This window comes from Azospirillum himalayense (genome assembly GCF_042657465.1).
In the GTDB taxonomy this organism is placed as follows: Bacteria; Pseudomonadota; Alphaproteobacteria; order Azospirillales; family Azospirillaceae; genus Azospirillum; species Azospirillum himalayense.
Genome location: NZ_JBHSLC010000011.1, coordinates 240,293 through 263,971 on the forward strand (window position 1 = coordinate 240,293; position 23,679 = coordinate 263,971).

24 protein-coding genes and 1 tRNA gene are annotated in these 23,679 nt (G+C 66.6%); 14 read left to right on the top strand and 11 right to left on the bottom strand.

All coding sequences use genetic code 11. From position 1 onward, the window contains the following. The first annotated feature begins 46 nt into the window (after window positions 1–46). The 3 genes from hrpB to ACFPMG_RS09960 are packed head-to-tail and all read left to right on the top strand — an operon-like array spanning window position 47 to window position 4,420. Window positions 47–2,599 (top strand): ATP-dependent helicase HrpB, encoded by a 2,553-nt coding sequence (gene hrpB / locus ACFPMG_RS09950; protein WP_376994979.1) that lies wholly within the window; start codon window positions 47–49, stop codon window positions 2,597–2,599. A gap of 17 nt (window positions 2,600–2,616) precedes the next feature. Next, entirely contained in the window at window positions 2,617–3,144 is a 528-nt protein-coding gene (locus ACFPMG_RS09955; protein ID WP_376994980.1) for an SLOG cluster 4 domain-containing protein, read from the top strand. 43 nt (window positions 3,145–3,187) lie between these two features. Beyond that, window positions 3,188–4,420, top strand: coding sequence for an adenylate/guanylate cyclase domain-containing protein (locus tag ACFPMG_RS09960; protein WP_376994981.1), 1,233 nt, complete (start codon window positions 3,188–3,190; stop codon window positions 4,418–4,420). Window positions 4,421–4,522: 102 nt separating this feature from the next. Here the strand turns inward: ACFPMG_RS09960 and ACFPMG_RS09965 are convergent, their stop codons facing one another. From ACFPMG_RS09965 to ACFPMG_RS09975, 3 genes are all read right to left on the bottom strand, one after another. Further along, on the bottom strand, window positions 4,523–6,079 hold the full coding sequence (locus ACFPMG_RS09965; RefSeq protein ID WP_376994982.1) for a SpoVR family protein: 1,557 nt from the start codon (window positions 6,077–6,079) through the stop codon (window positions 4,523–4,525). A gap of 169 nt (window positions 6,080–6,248) precedes the next feature. Then, the gene (locus ACFPMG_RS09970; protein ID WP_376994983.1) at window positions 6,249–7,541 is read right to left on the bottom strand and encodes a YeaH/YhbH family protein; all 1,293 of its coding nucleotides are present in this window, start codon (window positions 7,539–7,541) and stop codon (window positions 6,249–6,251) included. Window positions 7,542–7,591: 50 nt separating this feature from the next. After that, window positions 7,592–9,538, bottom strand: coding sequence for a PrkA family serine protein kinase (locus tag ACFPMG_RS09975; RefSeq protein WP_376994984.1), 1,947 nt, complete (start codon window positions 9,536–9,538; stop codon window positions 7,592–7,594). A 553-nt stretch (window positions 9,539–10,091) separates the two neighbouring features. Between ACFPMG_RS09975 and ACFPMG_RS09980 the strand changes: the two genes are divergently transcribed. Further along, window positions 10,092–10,322 carry a hypothetical protein gene (locus ACFPMG_RS09980; protein WP_376994985.1) on the top strand — a complete coding sequence of 77 codons (231 nt, stop codon included), beginning with the start codon at window positions 10,092–10,094 and terminating at the stop codon, window positions 10,320–10,322. A gap of 46 nt (window positions 10,323–10,368) precedes the next feature. Here the strand turns inward: ACFPMG_RS09980 and ACFPMG_RS09985 are convergent, their stop codons facing one another. Continuing rightward, window positions 10,369–10,758 carry a response regulator gene (locus tag ACFPMG_RS09985; protein WP_376994986.1) on the bottom strand — a complete coding sequence of 130 codons (390 nt, stop codon included), beginning with the start codon at window positions 10,756–10,758 and terminating at the stop codon, window positions 10,369–10,371. Between the two features lie 174 nt (window positions 10,759–10,932). On the opposite strand from ACFPMG_RS09985, the gene ACFPMG_RS09990 reads away from it, so the two are divergent. Continuing rightward, window positions 10,933–11,781, top strand: coding sequence for a DUF4743 domain-containing protein (locus ACFPMG_RS09990; RefSeq protein ID WP_376994987.1), 849 nt, complete (start codon window positions 10,933–10,935; stop codon window positions 11,779–11,781). 30 nt (window positions 11,782–11,811) lie between these two features. Here ACFPMG_RS09990 and ACFPMG_RS09995 read toward each other — a convergent pair whose 3' ends face one another. The 3 genes from ACFPMG_RS09995 to ACFPMG_RS10005 all read right to left on the bottom strand — a co-directional run bounded on the left by ACFPMG_RS09995 (window position 11,812) and on the right by ACFPMG_RS10005 (window position 14,634). After that, complete coding sequence (locus ACFPMG_RS09995; RefSeq protein WP_376994988.1) at window positions 11,812–13,374, bottom strand: PAS domain-containing hybrid sensor histidine kinase/response regulator; 1,563 nt, start codon at window positions 13,372–13,374, stop codon at window positions 11,812–11,814. Window positions 13,375–13,542: 168 nt separating this feature from the next. Further along, on the bottom strand, window positions 13,543–14,394 hold the full coding sequence (gene gluQRS, locus ACFPMG_RS10000; RefSeq protein WP_376994989.1) for a tRNA glutamyl-Q(34) synthetase GluQRS: 852 nt from the start codon (window positions 14,392–14,394) through the stop codon (window positions 13,543–13,545). A 72-nt stretch (window positions 14,395–14,466) separates the two neighbouring features. Next, on the bottom strand, window positions 14,467–14,634 hold the full coding sequence (locus tag ACFPMG_RS10005) for a hypothetical protein (RefSeq protein ID WP_014241314.1): 168 nt from the start codon (window positions 14,632–14,634) through the stop codon (window positions 14,467–14,469). Between the two features lie 332 nt (window positions 14,635–14,966). Between ACFPMG_RS10005 and ACFPMG_RS10010 the strand changes: the two genes are divergently transcribed. Then, entirely contained in the window at window positions 14,967–15,530 is a 564-nt protein-coding gene (locus ACFPMG_RS10010; protein ID WP_376995001.1) for an HNH endonuclease, read from the top strand. A gap of 41 nt (window positions 15,531–15,571) precedes the next feature. Then, window positions 15,572–15,724, top strand: coding sequence for a DUF1289 domain-containing protein (locus ACFPMG_RS10015; protein WP_079285116.1), 153 nt, complete (start codon window positions 15,572–15,574; stop codon window positions 15,722–15,724). A gap of 37 nt (window positions 15,725–15,761) precedes the next feature. On the opposite strand, the gene ACFPMG_RS10020 is transcribed toward ACFPMG_RS10015, so the two are convergent. Then, entirely contained in the window at window positions 15,762–16,376 is a 615-nt protein-coding gene (locus tag ACFPMG_RS10020) for a demethoxyubiquinone hydroxylase family protein (RefSeq protein ID WP_376994990.1), read from the bottom strand. Continuing rightward, window positions 16,373–16,900: a disulfide bond formation protein B gene (locus tag ACFPMG_RS10025; RefSeq protein WP_081862857.1), complete on the bottom strand. Its 528-nt coding sequence runs from the start codon at window positions 16,898–16,900 to the stop codon at window positions 16,373–16,375. The genes ACFPMG_RS10020 and ACFPMG_RS10025 overlap by 4 nt, the downstream gene beginning before the upstream one ends. Window positions 16,901–17,234: 334 nt before the next feature. Between ACFPMG_RS10025 and ACFPMG_RS10030 the strand changes: the two genes are divergently transcribed. From ACFPMG_RS10030 to ACFPMG_RS10040, 3 genes are all read left to right on the top strand, one after another. Then, window positions 17,235–17,321, top strand: a tRNA-Leu gene (locus ACFPMG_RS10030). 816 nt (window positions 17,322–18,137) lie between these two features. Beyond that, window positions 18,138–18,347 (top strand): cold-shock protein, encoded by a 210-nt coding sequence (locus ACFPMG_RS10035; RefSeq protein WP_376994991.1) that lies wholly within the window; start codon window positions 18,138–18,140, stop codon window positions 18,345–18,347. 106 nt (window positions 18,348–18,453) lie between these two features. Next, window positions 18,454–19,263: a transglutaminase-like domain-containing protein gene (locus ACFPMG_RS10040; protein WP_376994992.1), complete on the top strand. Its 810-nt coding sequence runs from the start codon at window positions 18,454–18,456 to the stop codon at window positions 19,261–19,263. 45 nt (window positions 19,264–19,308) lie between these two features. Here ACFPMG_RS10040 and ACFPMG_RS10045 read toward each other — a convergent pair whose 3' ends face one another. After that, window positions 19,309–19,644 (bottom strand): hypothetical protein, encoded by a 336-nt coding sequence (locus tag ACFPMG_RS10045; protein WP_376994993.1) that lies wholly within the window; start codon window positions 19,642–19,644, stop codon window positions 19,309–19,311. A 25-nt stretch (window positions 19,645–19,669) separates the two neighbouring features. After that, window positions 19,670–19,900, bottom strand: coding sequence for a hypothetical protein (locus tag ACFPMG_RS10050; RefSeq protein ID WP_376994994.1), 231 nt, complete (start codon window positions 19,898–19,900; stop codon window positions 19,670–19,672). A gap of 1,491 nt (window positions 19,901–21,391) precedes the next feature. Here ACFPMG_RS10050 and ACFPMG_RS10055 point away from each other — a divergent pair. From ACFPMG_RS10055 to ACFPMG_RS10070, 4 genes are all read left to right on the top strand, one after another. Next, window positions 21,392–21,601: a cold-shock protein gene (locus tag ACFPMG_RS10055; protein ID WP_376994995.1), complete on the top strand. Its 210-nt coding sequence runs from the start codon at window positions 21,392–21,394 to the stop codon at window positions 21,599–21,601. Window positions 21,602–21,941: 340 nt separating this feature from the next. Continuing rightward, a complete protein-coding gene (rpsU, locus tag ACFPMG_RS10060; RefSeq protein WP_376994996.1) occupies window positions 21,942–22,145 on the top strand; it encodes a 30S ribosomal protein S21 in 204 nt (67 codons plus the stop codon). Between the two features lie 92 nt (window positions 22,146–22,237). Next, complete coding sequence (infC, locus tag ACFPMG_RS10065) at window positions 22,238–22,771, top strand: translation initiation factor IF-3 (protein WP_376995002.1); 534 nt, start codon at window positions 22,238–22,240, stop codon at window positions 22,769–22,771. Window positions 22,772–22,920: 149 nt separating this feature from the next. Continuing rightward, a complete protein-coding gene (locus ACFPMG_RS10070; protein ID WP_376994997.1) occupies window positions 22,921–23,313 on the top strand; it encodes a response regulator in 393 nt (130 codons plus the stop codon). Window positions 23,314–23,679: the final 366 nt, after the last annotated feature.

A 23,679-nucleotide genomic window follows, 5' to 3' on the forward strand; every position in this document is an offset into this window, starting at 1 on the left:
TGCCAGGAACACGGGCGGCGCCCTTCTCCACTGGTTCACAGAGTCCATGAGCATCCCGCCCCTTCCCATCGATCCCGTGCTTCCCGAGCTGCTGGCCGCGCTGGACGGGCGTGGCGTGGCGGTGCTCCAGGCGCCGCCGGGGGCCGGCAAGACGACCCGCGTGCCGTTGGCCCTGCTCGACCGGCCCTGGCTGGCCGGGCGCAAGGTGATCGTGCTGGAGCCGCGGCGGCTGGCCGCCCGCGCCGCCGCCCGCCGCATGGCCGCGATGCTGGGGGAAAGCGTCGGCGAGACGGTCGGCTACCGCGTGCGGCTGGACACCAAGGTCGGGCCGAAGACCCGGATCGAGGTGGTGACCGACGGCCTGTTCCTGCGCCAGCTTCAGGAGGACCCCGAGCTGCCGACGGTCGGCGCCGTGCTGTTCGACGAGTTCCACGAGCGTGGCATCGACAGCGATCTGGCGCTGGCCCTGGTGCAGGAAGCGCGCGGCGCGCTGCGCGACGACCTGCGGCTGGTGGTGATGTCGGCGACGCTGGACGGCGCGCCCGTCGCCACCCTGCTCGGCGGCGCGCCGATGGTCACCAGCGAGGGCCGCGCCTTCCCGGTGGAGACCCGCCACCTCGACGCCCCCGCCACCAACACCAGCGGCGGCACCCGCGTCGAGGACGCCGTGGCCGCCGCCGTCCGCCGCGCCCTGCGCGAGGAGAGCGGCAACGCGCTGGTCTTCCTGCCCGGCGCCGGAGAGATCCGGCGGGTGCAGAGCCTTCTGGAGTCGGCGGACCTCGGCCCCGGCACGGTGATCGCCCCGCTCTACGGCGACCTGACGGCGGACGCGCAGGACCGCGCCATCGCCCCCAGCCCGGCGGGCACGCGCAAGATCGTGCTCGCCACCCCGATCGCCGAGACCAGCCTGACCATTGAGGGCATCCGCATCGTCGTGGACGGCGGGCTGATGCGCGTCCCCCGCTTCGACCCGCGCAGCGGCATGACCCGGCTGGTCACCGCCAAGGTCTCCCAGGCGTCGGCGGAGCAGCGGCGGGGCCGCGCCGGCCGGCTGGAGCCCGGCGTCTGCTACCGCCTGTGGCCGGAGCCGTCGCACAAGGCGCTGGCCCCCTTCACCCCGCCGGAGATCATGGACGCCGACCTCGCCCCGCTGGCGCTGGAGCTGGCGGTGTGGGGAGTCGCCGATCCGTCGTCGCTCGCCTGGCTCGACCCGCCGCCCGCCGCCGCCATGTCCCAGGCGCGGGAGCTGCTGCGCGAGCTGGGGGCGCTGGATGCCGACGGCGGCATCACCGCCCATGGCCGTCGCATGGCCGGCTTCGGCGTGCACCCCCGGCTGGCCCACATGATGCTGAAGGGCAAGGCGATGGGGCTGGGCGCGCTGGCCTGCGAGGTCGCCGCCCTGCTCGGCGAGCGCGACATCGTCCGCGCCCAGCCCGGTTTCCGCGACGCCGACCTGCGGCTGCGCGTGGAGCTGCTGCGCGGGCTGGACGATGACGGGCGGGTGCGCGGCGCGGGTCGCGGCCTCACCGTGGAGCGCGGCGGTGCCCAGCAGGCGTTGAAGCAGGCCCGGAATTGGAAGCGCCAGTTGGGCGTGAAGGGCAATGGTGGCGATCTCGGCGCCACCGGCCTGCTGGTCGCCCTCGCCTATCCCGACCGCATCGGCCAGCGCCGTCCCGGCGGCAGTACGGGCGGGGCCGCCGCGCAATACCGGCTGTCCAACGGGCGCGGCGCCTATTTCCAGGACGCCGAGCCGCTGAGCGCCGAGGACTGGCTGGCCGTCGCCGACCTGGACGGGGCGGCCCGCGAATCGCGCATCTTCCTCGCCGCCCCACTCACCCTGGCCGAACTGGAGGAGGCCTTCGCCGAGCACATCCGCAGCGAGACCGTGGTCGCCTGGGACGGGCGGGAGCAGACGGTGCTGGCCCGCCGCCGCCGCATGCTGTTCGCCCTGGCGCTGGAGGACAAGCGCCTGCCCAACCCGCCCGCCGAGGCCATCGCCGCCGCCATGCTGGAGGGCATCCGGGAGATGGGACTGACCGCCCTGCCCTGGACCGACGAGCTGCGCAAGTGGCAGACGCGCGTCCTGTTCCTGCGCCGCCGGGAGGGGGAGGAGTGGCCGGACGTTTCCGACACCGCCCTGCTGGAGACGATGGAGGAGTGGCTGGCGCCCTTCCTGAACGGCGCCTCGCGCCGCGCCCATCTCGACCGGGTGGAGCTGGGCAACGCGCTGCGCGGGCTGCTGCCCTGGGCGATGCAGCAGCGGCTGGACAAGGAGGCGCCGACCCATGTCGAGGTGCCCAGCGGCTCCCGCATCCCCATCGATTACAGCGGGGACGAGCCGGTGCTGGCCGTCCGGCTCCAGGAGATGTTCGGGCTGGCCGAGACGCCGCGCATCGCCGGCGAGCGGGTGCCGCTGCTGCTGCATCTGCTGTCCCCGGCGCGCCGACCGGTGCAGGTGACGCGCGACCTCGCCAGCTTCTGGGCCAACGCCTACAAGGCGGTGAAGGCCGACCTCAAGGGGCAGTATCCCAAGCACTATTGGCCCGACAACCCGCTGGAGGCCGAACCGACGGCGCGGGCGAAACCACGCGGACGGTAACGGAAAGGCGGACGGATATGGCGATCATCGGGGTGATGGGGTCGGGGCAGGAGGAATGGGCGGAATACGCCGAGCCGCTCGGCGCGTGGATCGCCGGTGCCGGACACGACCTGCTGACCGGCGGCGGCGGCGGAGTGATGCGGTCGGCCGCAAGGGCCTTCCACGGCACGCCGGGGCGCCGGGGCCGCTCCATCGGCATCCTGCCGTCCGAGCCCGACCCGATCCACGGCCATGCGCCCCTGCCCGGCTACCCCAACCCCTACATCGACCTGCCCATCCTGACGCCCTTCGCGCGCAAGCCGGCCGGCGCGCCGTTGGCGGAGCTGAGCCGCAACCACGTCAACATCCTGACCAGCGACGTGATCGTCGTCCTGCCGGGCCGCCACGGGACCTTGGACGAGGTCCGGCTCGCCCTGCGCTTCGGAAAGCCTATGATCGGTTTCGGACCGGAGCTTGACTTTCAGGCCATGCCCGCCGAATTGCGGACAACCGGCGACTTCGGAACGGTCACGGCCTTCGTCGCGGACGCCCTGTCCCGCCGCTGACCCTCCGTTCCCGAAGGGCGCGACCTGTGGCAGGATGGCGGGCATGGATGCGCAAGGGATTCTCGACCTCAGCCGCTGGATCGCGGAGGCCGGGCTGCGGGGGGTGCCGGAGACGGACCTCATCGGCGGCTTCTGCGAACGGCTGGTCGCGGCGGGCGTGCCGCTGACCCGAACGGTGGTCGGGGCGGACACGCTGCACCCGACCATCGCCGGCCATGTCGTCACCTGGGACAGCAGCGGGCGCAACGCCGCGGAGGTGCGCCGGACCGAGTATGGCGGCGACGGCAGCGATCCCGACATCGACGAGAAATGGCTGCGCAGCCCCTTCCACCGGCTCTACACCTCCGGCGAGACGATGCTGCGCCTGCGGCTGACCGACGGCACGGAGGGCGGCGAGTTCCCGATCGTCGACGAGCTGCGGGCGCAGGGCGCCACCGACTACATGGCCATCGTCAACCGCCTCGGCCCCCGCGCCGCCATCGGGGAGCTGGACTGCATCTTCTCGTCCTGGGTGTCACACCATCCGGACGGCTTCAGCGACGCCCAGCGCGACGCTTTGCTCACCCTGACCGGCAGCCTGGCGCTGGCGCTGCGCGGCCACGCCATGGCGCACATCGCCAACACGCTGGCGGAGACCTATCTGGGGCGGGACGCCGGCCACCGGGTGCTGCGCGGCCACATCCGCCGCGGCGTCGCGGAGGAGCTGGACGCCGTGCTGTGGTTCAGCGACCTCCAGGGCTTCACCCGCATCACCGACACCGCGGCCCCGGAAACCATCCTGCCGCTGCTGAACGACTACGCGGAACTGGTGGTGACGGCGATCCACCGGCATCACGGGCAGGTGCTGAAGTTCATCGGCGACGGCATCCTGGCGGTCTTCGACCGCTCCAGCGCCGAGGACGCCTGCCGCGCCGCCCTCGACGCGGCGGAGGAGGCGCGGGAGCGCTGCAAGGAACTGAACGCCCGCCGCTCCGCCGCCGGGCTGCCGGTGACGCGCTTCTATCTCGGGCTGCACCAGGGGAAGGTGTTCTACGGCAACATCGGCGGGGTGGACCGGCTGGACTTCACCGTGGTCGGTCCCGCGGTGAACGAGGCCAGCCGCATCGCCGCCATGTGCCGGTCGCTCGACCAGGACATTCTGCTGTCCTCCGCCTTCACCGAGTCCGCCCCGGAGTGCCGGGAGCGGCTGATCTCGGTCGGGCGTTACCTGCTGCGCGGCGTGGGGCGCCCGCAGGAGCTGTACACGCTGGACCCGGAGGCGTCGCCCCCACCCTAACCCTCCCCCGCTCTCGCAGGGGAGGGGACTGCCGCCGCCTCGCAAAAGGCACCCTCCCCTGCGTTAGCGGGGGAGGGCCGGGGTGGGGGCATTACTCCCCAATCACCCCCCGATGCCGCTCGGCGCGGTGACCGCGTGCTCCTTCAGGATGGCGTCGGACAGGGCCGACACCTCGACGAGCTGGACTTCGTAGCCCCACAGGTTGGCGATGTGGCGCAGCACCGCCTTGGCGTCGCTCTCGTCCAGCAGCACGCCGTTGGTCACGCGGTGGTGCAGGATCAGCTTGCGGTCGCCGGCCAGATCGACGTCGACGATCTGGATGTCCGGCTCCAGGAAGCCCAGGTCGTACTGCCGCGCCAGCAGCTTGCGGATGCCGCGGTAGCCGCGCTCGTTGTGGATGTTCTCGACCAGCAGATAAGGGTCTTCCGCGTCGTCGCGCACGCTGAACATCTTGAACTTCCGCATCAGGTGCGGGCTGAGATACTGGAGGACAAAGCTCTCGTCGCGGAAATTGGCCCAGGCGTCGCGCAGCGCACCCATGCCGTCGCCCCGCCCGGCGAGGTCGGGGAACCAGTAGCGGTCCTCGTCCGTCGGGTTCTCGGCGATGCGCTGGATGTCCTGCATCATCGCGAAGCCGAGCGCGTAGGGGTTGATGCCTGAGAAGCGCTGGTCGTCGAACTCCGGCTGGAACACCACCGAGGTGTGCGAATGCAGGAATTCCAGCGTCGCCCCTTCGCTGATCATCCCCCGCCGGTGCATCTCGTTCAGGATGGTGTAGTGGGTGTAGGTCGCACACCCCTCGTTCATCAGCTTGGTCTGCTTCTGCGGGTAGAAATACTGGGCCATGTGGCGGACGATACGAAGAATCTCGCGCTGCCAATGCTCCAGCCGCGGCGCCTTCTTCTCCAGGAAATAGAGCAGGTTCTCTTCGGGCAGGCCGAGCAGCTTCTTGCGCTCCGACACCGACTTGGACGGGCGGTTGCCGCCGACGGCGACCTTCGGCACGGTGCGCCACAGGTCGTTGAAGGTCTGCTCCTGGTACTCCTGCCGCTCCCGCTCGCGCTTCTGCTCCAGCCGCAGGTCGAGGCTGCGCTTCTTCGGGTACTTGTGCACGCCCTGGTTCATCAGCGCGTGGGCGGCGTCGAGCACCCGTTCCACGGCGTGGTGGCCGTAGCGGTCCTCGCACTGGGCGATGTAGGACTTGGCGAATTCCAAATAGTCGAGGATGCCCTCGGCGTCCGTCCACTGCTGGAAGAGCTGGTTGTTCTTGAAGAAGTGGTTGTGGCCGAAGGCGGCGTGGGCGATCACCAGCGTCTGCATCGTCATGGTGTTTTCTTCCATGATGTAGCTGATGCAGGGGCTGGAGTTGATGACGATTTCATAAGCAAGGCCGCGGTAGCCCTTGCGGTAGAGCATCTCGTCACGGGCGAAATGCTTGCCGAAGGACCAGTGCTTGTACATCAGCGGCATGCCGATGGACGAATAGGCGTCGAGCATCTGCTCGGCGGTGATGACCTCGATCTGGTTGGGATAGACGCTGAGGCCCATGTCCTTCAGGGCGATGTCCTCGATGGCGTCGTAGACGCGCTTGATCTTGTCGTAATCCCAGTCCGCCCCATCGTAGAGCAGGCTGTCGGGCTTGTCGATCACAGCGGTCATGCCTCACGTCCTCTCGATGCTCTGCGGGGTGTTGGCCCCGATTCTTGATGCGGCCTTGCGGTGGCGGGCATTGCCCCCTCCCTGACCCTCCCTCGCTTCGCAGGGGAGGGAAACGAAGCCCCCTCCCCTGCGTCAGCGGGGGAGGGTTGGGGTGGGGGCAAGGAGACGCCTACGCCCCCGCCTTCTCGCGGGCGAACAGGTCGCGGAAGACCGGGAAGATCTCCCGGCGGGAGCGGACACGGCGCATGGCGATCGGCAGGTCCGGCCCCTGCACCGTCTTGTAGGTCCGCCACAGCTCCGTCTCGCGGCCCAGCGCCGACAGGCCCATGTTGTGCTCCGCCGCGACCTCGATGTAGGCGAAGTACTGGCACAGCGGCAGGATGCCATCCCGCAGCAGGCCCGCCGACCGCGCGTTGTCCGACGACATGTTGTCGCCGTCCGACGCCTGGGCGGCGTAGATGTTCCACTCGTTCTCCGGATAGCGCTCCTTCACGATGCGCTGCATCTCCTCGAGCGCCGTGGAGACCACGGTGCCGCCGGTCTCGGTGGAGTAGAAGAACGTGTCCTCGTCCACTTCCTTGGCCTCGTGGGTGTGGCGGATGAAGACGATGTCGACCGACCGGTAGCGCCGCTTCAGGAACAGATAGAGCAGCATGAAGAAGCGCTTGGCGAGATCCTTCATGTGCTCGGTCATCGAGCCGGAAACGTCCATCAGGCAGAACATGACCGCCTGCGCGATGGGCTTCGGAACCGTCTCGAACCGGTTGTAGCGGACGTCGATCGGGTCGATGAAGGGGATGCGCTTGGAGCGGAGGTAATGCCGCTCCAACTGGTCGCGCATCTCCCGCAGCTTCTCCGGATCCTCGCCACGGTCCTCCGCCTCGCGCAGAAGCTCCTCCAGCTCCAGCATATCCGCCGGCTTGGGGCGCTTCAGCGCGATGCGCCGGCTGAGGCTGTTGCGCATGGTGCGGACGAGGTTCAGGTTGGCCGGCGAGCCGGTCACCGAATAGCCCGCCCGCGTCAGCGAGTGGGATTCCGTCTGCTTGACCTTCTGCTTGACGAGGTCGGGAAGCTCCAGGTCCTCCAGGAAGATGTCCAGGAACTCCTCGCGGGAGAGGACGAAGCGGAAATCGTCGTCGCCCTCCCCGTCCGGACTGCCTTCGTTGCCGCCGCGACCGCCGCCGCTCTCGGGCCGCGCGATGGTGTCTCCCTCCACATACTCCTTGTTGCCCGGCACGACGTAGTCGCGCACGCCGCCGGCCCCGGAGCGGTGGAAGGAGGGCTCCCGAACGCCGCCGGTCGAGATGGTCACCTTCTCGCCGTTTTCGATGTCCTGGATGCCGCGTTTGCCGGAGGCATCCCGCACCGCCTTCACCACCTGCTCCTTGGCACGGCGCAGGAAACGCTGGCGGTTGGCCAGGCTCTTGCCTTGCGGATTCAGGCGACGGTCGATGATGTTCATCAAGGGGGAGCCCCTCCTACCCGTTCACGCTCGTGTGGCGAAGCGGGCCGTCAGCCGGCCTGCTTCACGCGCATGTACCACTCGACCAACCGGCGGACCTGCCGCTCGGTGTAGCCGCGCGACATCATGCGCGACACGAACTCGTTGTGCTTCTTCTCGGTCTCGCCGTCCTTCTTGGACCCGAAGCTGATGACCGGAAGCAGATCCTCCACCTGGGAGAACATGCGTTTCTCGATCACCTCACGGATTTTCTCGTAGGACGTCCAGGAGGGGTTGCGCCCGGCGTTCGCCGCCCGCGCGCGCAGCGCGAACTTGACGACCTCGTTTCGGAAGTCCTTCGGGTTGGCGATCCCGGCGGGCTTCTCGATCTTGGTCAGCTCCTGGTTCAGAAGCTCGCGGTTCATCAGCTGGCCGGTGTCCGGGTCCTTGAAGTCCTGGTCCTCGATCCACGCGTCGGCATAATCCACATAGCGGTCGAACAGGTTCTGCCCGTAGTCGCTGTAGGATTCCAGATACGCCTTCTGGATCTCGTTCCCGATGAACTCCGCGTAGCGCGGCGCCAGTTCGGCCTTGATGAACTCGATGTACTTCTTCTCGGTGTCGTCGGGGAACTGCTCCCGCTTGATCGACTGCTCCAGGATGTACATCAGGTGCACGGGATCGGCCGAGATCTCGTTGGAGTCGTAGTTGAAGGTCGCGGCCAGAACCTTGAAGGCGAAGCGGGTGGAGATGCCGTCCATGCCCTCGTCCACGCCCGCCTGGTCGCGGTATTCCTGCATGGACTTGGCCTTGGGGTCGGTCTCCTTCATGCTCTCGCCGTCATAGACGCGCATCTTGGAGTAGAGGCTGGAGTTCGGATGGTCGCGCATGCGCGACAGCACCGAGAACTTCGCCAGCATCTCCAGGGTCGACGGCGCGCAGGGCGCGGTCGCGAGGTCGGAGCCCTTGACCAGCTTGTCGTAGATCCGCTGCTCCTCCTGCACGCGCAGGCAGTAGGGGACCTTGATGACGCAGATGCGGTCGATGAAGGCTTCGTTGTTCTTGTTGTTCTTGAAGGACTGCCACTCCGCCTCGTTCGAGTGGGCGAGGATGATGCCCTGGAACGGGATGGCGCCGATGTTCTCCGAACCGACGTAGTTGCCCTCCTGGGTCGCCGTCAGCAGCGGGTGGAGCATCTTGATCGGGGCCTTGAACATCTCGACGAATTCCAGCAGGCCCTGGCTGGCCCGGTTCAGGCCTCCGGAGAAGCTGTAGGCGTCGGGATCGTTCTGGCTGTACATCTCCAGCTTGCGGATATCGACCTTGCCGACCAGCGAGGAGATGTCCTGGTTGTTCTCGTCGCCCGGCTCGGTCTTGGTGACGCAGATCTGGCGCAGCTTGCTGGGATGCAGCTTGACGACGCGGAAGCGCGAGATGTCGCCGCCGAACTCGTCCAGCCGCTTCACCGCCCACGGGCTCATCAGGCCGGTCAGGCGGCGGCGCGGGATGCCGTAGCGGTCCTCCAGCAGGTCGCCCATCTCGTCGGGATTGAAGAGGCCGAGCGGGCTTTCGAAGACCGGGCTGACCTCCTTGCCGGCCTTCAGGACATAGACCGGGCATTTCTCCATCAGCGACTTCAGCCGCTCCGCCAGCGACGACTTGCCGCCGCCCACCGGGCCCAGCAGGTAGAGGATCTGCTTGCGCTCCTCCAGACCCTGGGCGGCGTGGCGGAAGAAGCCGACGATCCGCTCGATCGTCTCCTCCATGCCGTAGAAGTCGGCGAAGGCCGGATAGATCTTGATCGTCCGGTTCATGAAGATTCGGCCAAGGCGCGGGTCCTTGGCGGTGTCGACGACTTCCGGTTCGCCGATGGCGGCGAGGATGCGCTCCGGCGCGGAGGCATACATCATCGGGTCGTCGCGGCATTCCTGGAGGTATTCCGTGAGGCTCATCTCGACCTCACGGCGCCCCTCGTAGGACTGTGTGTAGCGCGTGAACAGTTCGTCGGCCGGGAACATTCCGCTCTCCGTGTCTCTTAGTCCGATGCGTCGGGGCTGCCGCCGGGGGACCCGGGCGGCGGGGGCGGCACCTGCCGCAGGTGCGATCTCTGGGGCGTCACGGACACAACGGTCCCGCGGCACCCCCGCTCACCGTCGAAAGCCAGACCTTTTATCCAGTTGCCCTTCAAATGAAGCGCCCCCTTCGGAGTGCTAAACTCGAATGCTTCAAAACTGAATGTAATGCTCGACCTAAAGCTTTCCAGGAGGAAAGCCTTGATAGCCTGAAAAGACGGTCGGTCGGACACACCGGTCGTCAGTAATAGACCACGCGGCCGGGTTGTCCGGGAAAGCCGGCGTGCAAGCACCGGCGGAAAGGACGGCAAAAGCAACGAAGTTCGATGGGGTTGAAACTTCCAGCCGGCTTCCGGACCGCGGCCCGGATGCCGTTCGTCGGGGACTCGCTGGACTTCGCCGATCACCCATCGACCTCCAGTGCATCCACGCGCCTTAACCCACTAAGGCGCTACGGTTAACGTTAAGTGTGCCGTCTATTTCTTAACAACACACTTCCATGCCTGTGACCACCGCCGTGCCTCCGGATATTAACGCATGGGCGATCGGCGCGGTCCACACCTTCCAAAGAAGGATGGTGAGCCTCATCACAGCAGATCAACAAGGCAGAATTTGGGTGAGCCGCCTTTGCCGTTGCGGCGCACAATCGCCAGTGAATCCGGAAGCCGGCTGGAATCAAGCACTTGGCCGCGTTTTTGCAGTCCTGCCACAGGTCGGGGAAAAAGTGTGACCGGCGGGGCCGTCACAGGCCGCCGGGCGCCCTCAGGCGAACCCCTTCAGCCAAGCTTGGCGCCCAGCGTTTCCTTGAGCGACGCCGGGGTGGCCGGCTTGACGATGAAGGTGTCGGCGCCGAAGGCCGCGGCTTCGTCCATCCGGCCCTGGTCGGCGCGGTTCGTCATGAAGACCACCGGCAGCGCGCGGTGGCGGGCGTCGGGGCTGGTCCGCAGCGCCTTCAGGAAACCCAGCCCGTCCATCGGCTGCATCTCCACGTCGCAGACGACTAGATCGGGGTCGTGCGCCTGCACGGCGGCCAGCCCGGCCTCGCCGTCGGCGGCCTGATGGACGGAGCGGAAGCCCAGCGTGGCCAGCATCTTCGCCAGCACCATGCGGGTGAAGCTCTCGTCTTCGATCACCAGAACCGAAAAATCCCCGAACGCCGCCGGCATCGACCTGTCCCCCGAGTCCGATAGGCCGTGTGTGTACGCCGCAAGCCTGTCCTTTGCAACGGGCTGGCATCGCCCCCGCCTGGCATCGCCCCAGGACGACGGAACGGTCGGCGCGGAGCCGGTTCACGGAAGAACGGTTGCACGGCGGGGGGCGCTGCGGATACACGGAGTCGCATGAGCTTTCTCGACCACATCCGCGCGTGCAACGCGCACGACCTGTCCGGCTTCCGTCCGTTCGAGTTGGAGGGGCATCGTCTCGGCTGGGTCCGCCACGCGCTGGCCGAGCAGCTTCCCGGCGTCGATCCGGGCTTCGTCGTCACCGCCGACCGGGTGACGCTGGCCCCGGAGGTCCGCGACTTCGAGGCGCGGTCCTCGGTGCTGGCGCACGCCGCCCAGTTCATCGTCGAGACGGGGGCGGTCACCGCGCTGCGCGGCGAGTTCTACCCGGTCACGCCGGCCTGGGGTGCGGAACCGCTGATGCGCATCGACCGCGCGGTGGTGGCGCAATTCGGCATCCCCGCCTACGGGCTGCACGTCAACGGCTTCGTCCGCCGGCCGGACGGCGGCCTGTCCCTGTGGATCGGGCGCCGTGCCCGCGACCGCGAGGTGGCGCCGGGCAAGCTCGACAACATGATCGCCGGCGGCCAGCCGATCGGCCTGACGCTGGCGGAGAACCTCGTCAAGGAAGCGCAGGAGGAGGCGGGCATCGACGCCGCCCTGGCGTCCCGCGCCGTCCCCGTCGGGGCCGTCACCTACCGCATGGAGACGGAGGCCGGGCTGAAGCAGGACACGCTGTTCCTCTACGACCTGGAGCTCGACGCGGATTTCGTCCCGCAAAACACCGACGGCGAGGTCGAGCGGTTCGAGCTGTGGCCGCTGGACCGCGTCGCGGAGTCGGTGCGCGCGACGAAGGACTGGAAGTTCAACGTGAATCTCGTCGTCATCGATTTCATGGTCCGTCACGGCTGGCTGACGCCGGATGAGCCGGACTATCTGGAGATCGTGAGGGGCCTGCGGCGGTAGACGCCGCGGCCTCAACGACCGTTCCGCCGGTCATTCCGCCGCGGCGCGCCCCCGCGCCTCCTCCAGATGGGACGACAGCTCCGACAGGGTGACCGGCTTGTGCAGGACGGTGAAGCCGCTGCGCCGCGCCTCGCGGATGCGGTCGGGGCTGGTGTCGCCGGTCAGCAGGATCGCCGGGATGAGGTCACCGGCGAAGGCGTGGATGTCGCGGATGGCGTCCACCCCCGTCCGGCCGAAGCGCAGGCGGTAGTCGGCGATGATGACGTCGGGAAGCCGCTCCGCCCCGTCGAGCTGGCGCAACGCCTCCTCCCCCGATGCGGCGGCCAGCACATCCCAGCCCCACTGCTCCAGCACCAGTCGCAGGCTTTGCAGGATCAACTCCTCGTCGTCGATGATCAGGGCCAGCGCGCCGGGACGGTCCAGGCATGGCATGGCGCGTTCCGTGCCGTTGGGATTCCAGGATGCGTGCAAGGGAACCTCCACCGTAAAGCATGTGCCCCGCCCCGGACGCGACCGCACGCGGACCGGCAGGCCGAGCAGATGCGACAGCCGCTTCACCACCGCCAGCCCGAGGCCGAGGCCACGGCTGCGGTCGCGTTCGGCATTGCCGAGCTGTACGAACTCCTCGAAAATCTCATCGAGCTTGTCGGTGGGAATGCCGACCCCCGTGTCCGCCACCTCGATGCACAGCATCATGCCCCGCTGCCGGCAGCCCAGGAGCACGCCGCCCGACGCCGTGTAGCGCACCGCGTTGTCGAGCAGGTGGCGCAGCAGCCGTTCCAGCAGGGTGGCGTCGCTGCGGACCTGCGCCTTGAGCGGGCGCACCCGCAGCTTCAGCCCCTTGGCGGCGGCGCGCGGGCCATAGTCGGCCTCCAGCCGTTCCAGCATCTCGGCCACGGCGAAGGGCGCCATGTCGGGCGACACGATCCCGGAGTCGAGCCGGGCCACGTCCAGCAGCGCGTCGAGCAGGCCGCGCATCGCCTCGACCGCCCGGTTCATCGTCTGGACCAGCGGCAATTGCGGGTGGTCGGACAGGCGCTCCGCCAGAACCGCGCCGAACAGGGTCAGCGACTGGGCGGGCTGGCGCAGGTCGTGGCTGGCCGCGGCCAGGAACCGCACTTTGGCCTGACCGGCGCGCGCCACCTCGTCCCGCGCGGCGCGCAGCCGTTCCTCCTGTCCGCGCAGCCGCGCCTCTGCGGTTATGCGGCGGCTGGCGTCCGCCGCGGTCATGACGATGCCCGCCGGCTCTCCGCCGGATTCCGCCGGAAGCGGCGTCAGCGCGATGTCGAACCATGTCCCGTCGCCCGTCAGGGTCAGTTCCTGGGCCATCCCCCTCCCCGCGCCGGCCACCGCCTGGGCGAAGCGGTCCGCCGCGTCCTCCCGGCCGCCCCAGACGAAGGCGCCGGCCATGGGCTGTCCGATCAGAAGGTCCGGTCGGCACCCGATGGCGCGCAGCATCGCCGCGTTGAGATCGGCAATGCGCCCCTGTCGATCGAGCAGGGCGGTCGCCACGCCGATCGTGTCGAAGACCCGCCGCAGTCCAGCGGGGTCGGCGGGACAAGGATTGTCCTCCGCCTCATCCTCCTCTCGCATCGCTTGCCTCCTTCGGATTGCAAGCCGGCCGACCGTTTGGCGCCAACCATTGGGCGGTGCAAACAATCGGTCGCGATTCAAAAGATACGTGCAAGAGGAAGAAGATTCCAGGCGACCCGCCTCAAACGGATAGCTTGATCATCGTTGTAATACACAGTTGGTGGTAGATCATAACTCTTCCGGGAAGCCGGCCAGGGCGCGCACCGCCGCCGCCGTATGCCCTGATTCCCGAAGAGATCGCAAGGTCTTGGCGTTGTCGCGCTTGGCAAGACGCTCGCCCCGCTCGTTCACCAGCAAAGGATGATGATCGTAACCGGGAGGGTCGACTCGAAGGAGTTCCTGAAGAAGTCGATGCGCGTGAGTCGCGAAAAAGAGATCATCACCGCGCGTCACAAACGTCACGCCCTGGAGGTGATCGTCCAGGGTGACCGCCAGATGATAGCTCGTCGGGACATCCTTGCGGGCCAGGACGATGTCGCCGAGAAGGCTTGGCATGGCGTCCTGCCAGCCGCGCCGCCGGTCGTGCCAGCGCAGCGGCCCGGTCATCGCCATGGCCTTTCCCACATCCAGCCGCACGGCGTAGGCCGCCCCCGCGGCGATGCGGTCCTGCCGCTCCGGCTCCGACAGGCCGCGGCAGGCGCCGGGATAGAGCGGACCGTCCGGCCCATGCGGCGCATGGCCGGCGCGGGCGATCTCCGCGGCGATGTCCTTGCGGGTGCAGAAGCAGGGATAGACGACGCCCAGATCGGCGAGCCGCGCCAGCGCGGCGCGGTAATCCTCCAGATGCTCCGACTGGCGGCGCACCGGCTCCTCCCAGGTCAGGCCCAGCCAAGCCAGATCCTCGCGCAGGTCGCGGTCGAACTCCGGACGGCAGCGCTGCGGGTCGATGTCCTCGATGCGCAGCAGGAAACGCCCCCCGGCCTTGCGGGCGGTGGTCCAGCCGAACAGGGCGGAATGGGCATGCCCGAGATGGAGATGGCCGGTCGGGCTCGGCGCGAAGCGGGTGACGACGTCGGTCATTCCCGCCTTATACCCCAACCGCGCCCGGCCTGCATTGGCTGCGGGCGCAACGGGTGGGGGTGCAAAGGGCGGTCAGATGTAAGGGTTGTCCTTGATCGGCTCGACCGGGATGTCCTCACCCTCCAGATACATGGCGAGGCGACGGCGCAGTTCGCGGTCGAAGGCGTCGATGCGGCGTTGGCGGTCGCGTTCCTCGCGCTCGGCGCGCTTCTCGGCAAGGTCGATGATCGTGGCGCTCATGGATGTTCCCTTCGAAAGCGTCCCCCTAGGGCGCCGTCACCATCTCAGAGCATGGTTAACGCACAGTAACCACGATGTCGGAAAATGCACGATCAAGGCTTCACAACCGAATGTCACAGCCATCCTGCGGACCGCCCGGCAAGGCCGGAACCCTGTCCATCGAAAGGGTTACAGGATCGTGAAGAAATGACGCAGTGCGGCGCGACATATTGAGTTCGAAGCACAAATCAACTATGTATCTGGTGTTCCGGTCACCCGGCGGCGTGTCATCCCGCAAGGGGGCGGAACAGCAGACTGAGGTTCCAGACACGTTTCAGAGAAGGGAGTGGCCATTGGCTCCACCACCCGATCACTGTCCGGCCCTGGTGCTGAACGCCGACTTCCGGCCGCTCAGCTACTTCCCTCTGTCGCTCTGGTCCTGGCAGGAGGCGGTCAAGGCCGTCTTTTTGGACCGGGTGAACATCATCTCCGAATATGACCGCGTCGTCCGCTCCCCCACCTTCGAGGTCAAGCTGCCGAGCGTCATTTCGTTGAAGGAGTTCATCCCGGCGACGCGGCGGCCGGCCTTCACCCGATTCAACGTTTTCCTGCGCGACCGCTTCACCTGCCAGTATTGCGGCCATCACTTCCCCACGCAGGAACTGACCTTCGACCACGTCACCCCACGGTCGCGCGGCGGGCGCACCACCTGGGACAACGTCGTCACCTCCTGCTCGGCCTGCAATCTGGCGAAGGGAAACAGGCTGCCGCACAGTTGCGGCATGATCCCCCTCAGTCCCCCGTTCCAGCCGAGTGCCTACCAGCTTCAAGAGAACGGACGTGCATTCCCGCCAAACTTCCTTCACGAAAGTTGGCGGGATTTTCTTTATTGGGACACCGAACTCGATCCGATGTAGAAACGCCGCGATCGGGAAGGCTGGACCGGGGAAGATTGGGTATGGACGACGAGAATCCCTGCGTGGGCATCTGCATCATCGGCGAGGATGGCTACTGCGAAGGCTGCGGGCGGAGCGAGGACGAGATCTACGGCACGCCGCCCGCCCCGGCACCCATCCCAGCGGAAACCGGAGCGGACGGCAAAGCCGCCTAAAGTCCGCTCCGCCCGCCCCCGGTCACACCCGCGCCGATCACACCCGTTCTGCCACCCAGATGACCGCCTTGGTGCCGGCCTTGATGGCGGCGGACAGCACCGGGTAGGCCGGGGCCTGCTCCGCGCCGTTGAGCAGGCCGATGTCGCGGTGCTCCACTTCCTCCGCCTGGAATTTGAGGATGGAGGTCTTCAGTTCCTCCTCGTCCGGGCCGAGGTGCTTCAGCTGCGCCTCGTAATGGCCGTCGATGACCTGCTCGACGGCGACGGTGCAGGCCATGGCCGCCCGCTCGCCCATCACCGCGGTTCCGGCGCCCAGCAGGAAGCCGGCAACGTGCCACAGCGGTTGCAGCACGGTCGGGCGAACCTGGCGGGCGACGAGTTGCTTCTCGAAATATTGGAGATGCTCCAGCTCCTGGTCGGCCATGTGGCGCAGGGTCTTGGCGTGCCGGCCCCGACCCATGACGGAGAGCTGGCCTTCGTAGATGCGCTTGGCCCCATACTCGCCGGCATGGTCCACGCGCACGATCCGCGCCAACCGCTGTTCCGGAGTCGGGTCGCCGGGCAGGCGTCCGCGCGGGCGGGGCCGGGGGGCGGGCGACTCGCCAGTGGACGGGGAGGTGGCGGTGGCGGCAGTGGCGTCGAGCGGGGTCATGCGAAGGTCCTGGAAACCGAGGTCCGGATGTAGGCGGCGCGGGCCGCCGCGAAGGCGAAGGCGGACAGCGCCAGCGAAATCACGACGTTGTAGCCCGCCATCGAAATCCCGAACAGCGACCACGCCACTTCGTCGCAGCGGGTGACCGGGGCGGCGAGCACCTGGGCGCGCAACTCCTCCAGCGTCTGGGGCGCGCGTCCGCTGGCGCCGCAGGCCGAGGTGCCGGCCCACCAATGCTGCTCCACCCCCACATGATAGGCGGCGATCCCGGCGCCGGCCAGCAGGGCCAGCCCGCTCGCCACCAGCAGCGCGTCGCCCAGCCCGCGCCATTGGCGGAACAGCAGCGTGACGATTCCGAAGGCCATCACCGCGCCGTAGGGCACGCGCTGCCACAGGCACAGGACGCAGGGCTGGTAGCCCAGCACGAACTGGAAAAACAGCGCGGCGGCCAGCACGCCGGCGCTGGCGATGGCCAGAAGCCCGGCGGTGTAGCGCGGATCGTCGATGGGGAGGCGGTTCATCATGCGGGTGAGATTAGCGCGCCCCACAGGCTTAGGCCAGACACGCCGACGCATCCGCACAAAACACTTTGTCCCAGGGCCATTTCCCCTCTATATAGCGGGCACCGGCCGCCGCGAGCGCCGGATCCGGCAGGCACCGTGCGGGCGTGGCGGAATTGGTAGACGCAGCGGACTCAAAAACAGCTTTGTCTATGGTGCGGCAGTTTGTCGCAGAACGCCAAAAGGTCGCTGTTCTTTAGTGGGTTAGCGTGGTAGGAGAAACGTCGTCGGAAAGCCCGTCAAAGGCGCTAGGTGCAGAATAGGTGCAGAGCGCGGAAGACAGGGTGGGCGGCACAGTGCGGGCGTGGCGGAATTGGTAGACGCAGCGGATTCAAAATCCGCCGTCCTTACGGATATGTCGGTTCGAGTCCGACCGCCCGCACCATCGTCTCCTGCGTGATGCCGCTCATCGAGTCAATCGCACATCCCTATCCGCAGTCCTCCGATTAGGTCAGAGCCGCTGGTTCGAGCCGGGTTTGGGTTATGCTACCGCTCGCGAGAATGACGGCCTATCGCTTTCCCGCGTTGTTACGCAGGCTCTCAAAGGTGGCTTGGTCATGGTATTGCTCCCCTTCTGATTCGGAAACGGCACTGCCTCGCGAAGAATTCGACACGCCGTCAGAATTCTCTAGAAGCGTGATAGACTCGGCCGGATTCGAACTCCTGCTCCAACGGGAGGACCTACGCACTCGCCTGATCCGGCTGGCTGGATGGCCAACCTTGCAACGCGTGACCACGACCACAAACAACAGCGTCAGCTGGCTGAGCCGCCACCTGCTGGAGGAGTTCGCCCTTGACGGCGCGCTGGGGACGGTGATTGGAACCGACCCGTAGGCGATCAGGTGCTCCGGGTCACCATGAAAGAGGATAACCGGAACGGGGGTGCCTGAGCATGGTCCTGCCTTTTTCCCCACCCTGACGCATGGCGGCGAAGACAAAGGAAAGGTCGCAGGCTGCGCTGCAAGGCAGCACCCCGACGGCGGCGTAGTAAGCGGGAACGCATGCGCCGGTCATGTGATTCTTGTCGGTCGGCCGGGAATTGCTTGCCGAAGCCGGCCGTGCCCCCCACGTGAGAATGGTCGAAGTTGCTCTGGGGCCTGTTTTCTCCAGCCCTGCACTCGGGCTCGGATCTCTCTTCCCGAAGCGAATTAGATTCCCCCCTCGACACTGGGTGGGGCGCCACGAGCAGGGGAACGACCCCATGACCACCGGTACCGTCAAATGGTTCGACACGACCAAGGGCTTCGGCTTCATTCAGCCCGAGCAAGGGTCGGACGACATCTTAGTTCACACCTCCGCCGTCGAGCGCACGGGCATCGGCAACCTCGACGAAGGTCAGAAGCTCTCCCCCGAGGCCGTACGCAATCCGCGTCGCGGCAAGGTCTCGGCTGAGAGTCTGTGCGCGCTTTGACGCGTTGCGGTCATGATCGCGCCGGCGAGGACGGCTTCGGCCGTCTTATTCCGTTGCGGTCCCAAACCGGTCCCGGTCCCGAGCCGGTCATATCCTGGAGGGCACCATGCGCATCCGGCTGGGCTGTGAGCTGAGCTACGACATTCCCGGGCCGACCCCGATGATCGTCATGTTGAACGTACACCATTCGCGCGTGGCGAGCCTTGAACGCCCGGATCATCTCGTCACGACCCCACCCGTTCCGATCGGCAGTTACCGGGACAGTTTCGGCAACTGGTGCTGCCGCCTCGTTGCGCCCCCAGGACGCTTCACCCTCGGCACGGACGGCATCATCCAGGACGCCGGCCAGCCCGATCCGGTTGAACCGGGCGCCACCCAGTGCGACGTGGAAGCTTTGCCGTCGGACACGCTGCTGTTCCTCCTCGGCAGCCGCTACTGCGAGACCGATCTTCTGTCGGAGGAGGCATGGCGGCTGTTTGGCGGGACGCCGCCCGGCTGGCCGCGCGTGCAGGCGATCTGCGATTTCGTCCACCGTCACGTCGTGTTCGGCTACGAACATTCCCGCGCCACCCGGACCGCTGCCGAGACCTACGCGGAGCAGCGTGGCGTCTGCCGGGACTACACGCACCTTGCCATCACCTTCTGCCGGTGCCTGAACATTCCGGCGCGTTACTGCACGGGATACGTCAGCGACATCGGCCTGCCGCCGCCCTACGCACCCATGGATTTCGCGGCGTGGATGGAGGTCTATCTTGGTGGCCGCTGGTGGGGCTTCGATCCGCGCAACAACGCGCCACGGATCGGCCGTGTGCTGATCGCCCAGGGACGCGACGCCGCCGACGTGCCGCTGACCCACACCTTCGGGCCGAACAAGCTGGTGGGCTTCCGGGTGTGGACCGACGAGGTCACGCCCTGACCGGGCGCTGCGCCTTTTCCCGTTCGCAACCAGCCGTCGAACGGATCAGATATCCCCGGTGCCCTTGGAAAGGCGGGCGAGCGCTTCCCTGAACCAAGGATCACGAACGGTTCGATCGCGCCGCGCCCAAGGGATGCTGGTTGAATTGCCGGCCTCGTAGAGGCGTTGCGCCAAAGCCTCGACCGTGATCCGTCCGCTCAACTCGCCCTCGCGGACGACGCGTTCGCGCCCGGTGTCCACCACTTTGAGCCGGTACTGCTGCCGGCCATCGTCCGACGGCAGAAGGCGCTCGACACGGTGGGCACAGCTCGGTGCGCCGTGTTCCACGGCGGCGGAGGCGAAATAGACGATCTGGCCGACATGGTATTTCGGACTGTCCATGGGTGACCTCCGGCTGTGCAATGTATCAGGCATCAGGCGGGGCAGCCGCCGCCTTCCGGCCGCCGTGCGGCGCGCGCTTGGCCGGCTTCAGGTCGCGCCGCCGCAGGGCCTCGGCCTGGATGGCGGGCAGCATGGCCTGGGCAGCCGTCTGCTGCTTCGGTGTGCCGGTCTGCACCAGACGTTCGGCGTTGGACATAAGAACGCCAAGGTCGTCATTGGACATTCCCGGGAGTTTCTCAATCATGTCCGTCGTCATCGGATCTCCGTGTGGTTGGGGCGCGGGCCCTGCGCCCGAAGTGGGCCGAACCGGGTTCGTCGGGCGGTGCGTGCGCCATCCGGCAAACCAACTCCGCGCAAGGGAGCTTCCCGCCGGATGCGGGTTCGCGGACCGAGCGATCCCGGCCGTTGCCGCCAACTTGCCGACAAGAAAGGCGACACGCCCCCAGCGCCCGGACTGGCCGCCGAGTGCCGTCTTCGCGATCCTTTTCAGAAGCATGTGTGCCTTGGTATCCCTATAATACAGACATCCCAACATGGGATGCGTTCGAAAAAATACAAATGAATAAATCAAAATCTCAGAATGATTTCTCGAATTATCCGTCACGCAAAACCAGGGCGACTGAATCATAATTTTTTCGTTTTCCTAAACAATTGTGATGCATAGCAACGAACGTTGTGCGAAATATTATAGAATATCAGCCTCATGGAAGCCATCATAACCTCCAAGACAGCGAAATGGGACCGACGACGACGAGCACCGACAGCAGCAGGCCAAGTCGTCCACGAGCGCCGGTCTCCATGGCGTGTTGAGCTGCATCCTGATTCAGGGGGCAGGATGCACAAGGCGGCATTGTCAGCACGGTCGTCAGCACGGGACGCGGCATCCGTCTGATCGCATCACCCTGCTGGGATACACCAAAATACGCAGCGAGGAGCGGCTCGACACCGCCGTCGGATTTCCTCCGCCTCAGAGCGGATGTCCCGCGCCCTTCCCTGAAGATGACGGGCTTGAATGCAGGCTTCGGCAGCCTGGGAGCATTCCGCGCGCGCCGCCGCGATTGCCGCATTCATACGCGCGGCAACGGTCTCGAGGGTGTCCTGCCTTATGCGCTCCGTCCGGTCCTTCATCGGCAACCTTTCGTTTGGAGGCCAAATCGTTCGTCACCTGTTCCCGGATGCGCCACCGCCGATTCCGGCATACACCAATGACAGCGTCTTATCGTCACCCAAGCCGCCTCACCTGCGTTTTCGGTTCTCCTGCTTTTTCGAACCGCAAGAAGCGTCTGAAGAGGTTGCAGCACCGTCCGCCATCTGGGCGGAGTTTGCTCACACAATCCGTGAGGATTTCCCAAAGCCAAGCCAACCGCGCAGTTCCCAGCGCCCATGCCAGAGTCGCGCCTCGTCCGGACATCGGGAAGACATAATCCTCTTTCTAATCAGGAAAATAATGATGCTTTGGTTCCCAAAAAAATCCACGAAAGCAACCCGTCTGCGGTCGAAATTCCTGCATATTCCTCAAAGCTTCTCATGGTAGATCAAAAAAAACGGCAAAATCACCGGCGCGCCCTCAGATCGGTCGAGAGAGTTTTTTCTTGCATATGGCCACCCAGGATCCCACCTCAAGGCAATCGAAGTTGCTCTGGGCACGCGCTCCCCGACCGGTTCATTTGGGTCAGCGCCTCTTCCTGAAGTGAGTTTGATGCCCCTCTCATACCGGGTTGGGCAACACCAGAAAGGGAGCAGGCTCATGGCTATCGGGACCGTGAAGTGGTTCAATTCCACCAAGGGTTACGGTTTCATCCAGCCGGAGGACGGCTCGGCGGATGTCTTCGTCCACATCTCCGCCGTCGATCGATCCGGCATCGGTCATCTCAATGAAGGACAGAAGCTGTCCTTCGAGGCGGTCCGCGACCCGCGGCGGGACAAGGTTTCGGCCGAGGATCTGCGCGCTCTTTGAGCGCCGCGGTCTGCCGCCAGACTGCGATCGCTGCCCTGGACGGCGTGCACACGCCTTCCGGCGCCAGCGCCGAAGCTTAATGAAAACAACAACGGCCGGCGGACATCGTCCGCATCGGCCAAAGGACTCTTATGACCGTAAAACATTCTTCGACCGGGACCGTCCTGGCCGTACAGCCGCAGCATCCACGGCCTGCTCCTGGCATAGAGCGGCCCTGGGCGCCGGAATGGCCCCGTCTCACCCCGCGTGAGATCCGCCAGATCGTTCTCGACACCCTGGGCTGAGCGCAGCTCGTACCGAGCAGCCTCCACACAGACAACAGCCGGAGAACCGCCGTCCGATGCTCGTCCAGGTCCGTGACAACGATGTGGGGGGCGCCCTGCGCATCCTGAAAAGGAAGATGCAGCGCGAAGGGCTTTTCCGCGAGATGAGGCTCCATCGACGTTACGAGAAACCATCGGAGCGCCGGGCCCGGCGGACGGCGGAGGCCGTGCGGCGGCAGCGCAAGCTGCTCCGCAAGCGCTTGCTGCGCGAGGGATATTGACCGCGCCCCCCGGTTCCACAGGCTGACCGGCGGCATCCGGGCCGCCAGGCCCCGTTCCGGCTCTTTACCGGACAAACCATTGGAGACTGGACATAGCCAAACTCTACGATGCGGACCCGGTCCGCGAAGGCCCGCGCATCAACCGGGAAATCACGGCGCGCACGGTGCGCCTCGTCGGTGCCGGCGGGGACATGATCGGTGTGGTCTCCCTGCGCGACGCGTTCGACGCGGCGGCGAACGCCGAACTCGACCTTGTCGAGATCGCGCCTCAGGCGGAGCCGCCGGTCTGCAAGATCCTCGACTATGGCCGCTTCCGGTTCGAGGAGCAGAAGAAGGCCAGCGAGGCGCGCAAGAAACAGAAGATCATCGAGCTCAAGGAGCTGAAGCTCCGGCCGAACATCGATGACCATGATTACGACGTGAAGATGCGGGCCGCGCGGCGTTTCCTGGAAGAGGGCGACAAGGTCAAGATGACCATGCGGTTCCGCGGCCGCGAGATGGCGCACCAGGATTTGGGCATGAATGTGCTGATCCGTGTGCGCGATCAGTTCCAGGACGTCGCCAAGGTCGAGCAGATGCCCCGGATGGAAGGGCGCATGATGGTTATGGTCATCGCACCGCGCTGAGTGTCCACGCCGTTTGACGGCCTGGCCGGCGGGACGTCGGTTCGCAAAGCGTGACGGCCGGGGAGTGGGAACGGATGCAGCCCGCTCGAACCGGCCGGCGCACGCCGTGCCAATCCAACGAGACCCGCCCCCACGACGAAGGCCTTCGGATGAACGCGCCGCCGACTCCTCCTCTTCACGTCCTCCTGGTCGAGGACGAGGCTCTCGTGGCCATCATGGCCATGGAGGACACGCTGGTCTGTGCGGGGTTCCGTGTCACGGTCACGCACAACGGCCGGGAAGCGCTGGAAGCCGATGCCAAGGACCGGGCCGACCTGCTGCTGACCGATCTCAGGATGCCCGTCATGGACGGGAAGGTCCTGATCCAACGGTTGCGTGGCGGTCGGCCCGGCCTTCCGGTCGTGGTCGTGACCGGGACGCCGCCGGAGGGCGGTGTGGCCAGCATTCAGAGCGGCGATCCCGGTCGCACGCAGCTCCTCGTGAAACCGATCTTGATGGCGGACCTTGTCGTCGCCGTCCATTGGGTGATCGAGCCGGCATGATGCCGCCGGATGCGCTGATCATGCTCCTCACCGGTGGTTCGCCGTTGGCCCGGACAGCGGTTCCGTCATCCCGGAAACATGACCGTCACAGCGACACCGGCATCGCGGCTGACGTCCATCTCGCCGTCGATCTGTTCGACGAGGGAGCGGACGATCCCATAGCCAAGGGCACCCGCGATCACCGGACATGCCCATCCCATTGTCGCGCACACGCAGCACCACATGGCCGGCGCCCGACCGCCGGGCCGTCACTTCGATGTGTCCCGTTAGCCCCCCACCGGCGTTGCCGACCCGCGATGCATGAAACGGTTGGGAGTCCTGATGTATGGTAGGCGAGCGTCGTCGGCACAGAGGTCGGTGTTTCCT

What these genes read in the sequence shown, in the direction of transcription:
- hrpB (WP_376994979.1), top strand. Translation starts at nt 47, where the DNA reads ATGAGCATCCCGCCCCTTCCCATCGATCCCGTGCTTCCCGAGCTGCTG.
- ACFPMG_RS09955 (WP_376994980.1), top strand. Translation starts at nt 2,617, where the DNA reads ATGGCGATCATCGGGGTGATGGGGTCGGGGCAGGAGGAATGGGCGGAA.
- ACFPMG_RS09960 (WP_376994981.1), top strand. Translation starts at nt 3,188, where the DNA reads ATGGATGCGCAAGGGATTCTCGACCTCAGCCGCTGGATCGCGGAGGCC.
- ACFPMG_RS09965 (WP_376994982.1), bottom strand. Translation starts at nt 6,079, where the DNA reads ATGACCGCTGTGATCGACAAGCCCGACAGCCTGCTCTACGATGGGGCG.
- ACFPMG_RS09970 (WP_376994983.1), bottom strand. Translation starts at nt 7,541, where the DNA reads ATGAACATCATCGACCGTCGCCTGAATCCGCAAGGCAAGAGCCTGGCC.
- ACFPMG_RS09975 (WP_376994984.1), bottom strand. Translation starts at nt 9,538, where the DNA reads ATGTTCCCGGCCGACGAACTGTTCACGCGCTACACACAGTCCTACGAG.
- ACFPMG_RS09980 (WP_376994985.1), top strand. Translation starts at nt 10,092, where the DNA reads ATGCCTGTGACCACCGCCGTGCCTCCGGATATTAACGCATGGGCGATC.
- ACFPMG_RS09985 (WP_376994986.1), bottom strand. Translation starts at nt 10,758, where the DNA reads ATGCCGGCGGCGTTCGGGGATTTTTCGGTTCTGGTGATCGAAGACGAG.
- ACFPMG_RS09990 (WP_376994987.1), top strand. Translation starts at nt 10,933, where the DNA reads ATGAGCTTTCTCGACCACATCCGCGCGTGCAACGCGCACGACCTGTCC.
- ACFPMG_RS09995 (WP_376994988.1), bottom strand. Translation starts at nt 13,374, where the DNA reads ATGCGAGAGGAGGATGAGGCGGAGGACAATCCTTGTCCCGCCGACCCC.
- gluQRS (WP_376994989.1), bottom strand. Translation starts at nt 14,394, where the DNA reads ATGACCGACGTCGTCACCCGCTTCGCGCCGAGCCCGACCGGCCATCTC.
- ACFPMG_RS10005 (WP_014241314.1), bottom strand. Translation starts at nt 14,634, where the DNA reads ATGAGCGCCACGATCATCGACCTTGCCGAGAAGCGCGCCGAGCGCGAG.
- ACFPMG_RS10015 (WP_079285116.1), top strand. Translation starts at nt 15,572, where the DNA reads ATGGACGACGAGAATCCCTGCGTGGGCATCTGCATCATCGGCGAGGAT.
- ACFPMG_RS10020 (WP_376994990.1), bottom strand. Translation starts at nt 16,376, where the DNA reads ATGACCCCGCTCGACGCCACTGCCGCCACCGCCACCTCCCCGTCCACT.
- ACFPMG_RS10025 (WP_081862857.1), bottom strand. Translation starts at nt 16,900, where the DNA reads ATGATGAACCGCCTCCCCATCGACGATCCGCGCTACACCGCCGGGCTT.
- ACFPMG_RS10035 (WP_376994991.1), top strand. Translation starts at nt 18,138, where the DNA reads ATGACCACCGGTACCGTCAAATGGTTCGACACGACCAAGGGCTTCGGC.
- ACFPMG_RS10040 (WP_376994992.1), top strand. Translation starts at nt 18,454, where the DNA reads ATGCGCATCCGGCTGGGCTGTGAGCTGAGCTACGACATTCCCGGGCCG.
- ACFPMG_RS10045 (WP_376994993.1), bottom strand. Translation starts at nt 19,644, where the DNA reads ATGGACAGTCCGAAATACCATGTCGGCCAGATCGTCTATTTCGCCTCC.
- ACFPMG_RS10050 (WP_376994994.1), bottom strand. Translation starts at nt 19,900, where the DNA reads ATGACGACGGACATGATTGAGAAACTCCCGGGAATGTCCAATGACGAC.
- ACFPMG_RS10055 (WP_376994995.1), top strand. Translation starts at nt 21,392, where the DNA reads ATGGCTATCGGGACCGTGAAGTGGTTCAATTCCACCAAGGGTTACGGT.
- rpsU (WP_376994996.1), top strand. Translation starts at nt 21,942, where the DNA reads ATGCTCGTCCAGGTCCGTGACAACGATGTGGGGGGCGCCCTGCGCATC.
- ACFPMG_RS10070 (WP_376994997.1), top strand. Translation starts at nt 22,921, where the DNA reads ATGAACGCGCCGCCGACTCCTCCTCTTCACGTCCTCCTGGTCGAGGAC.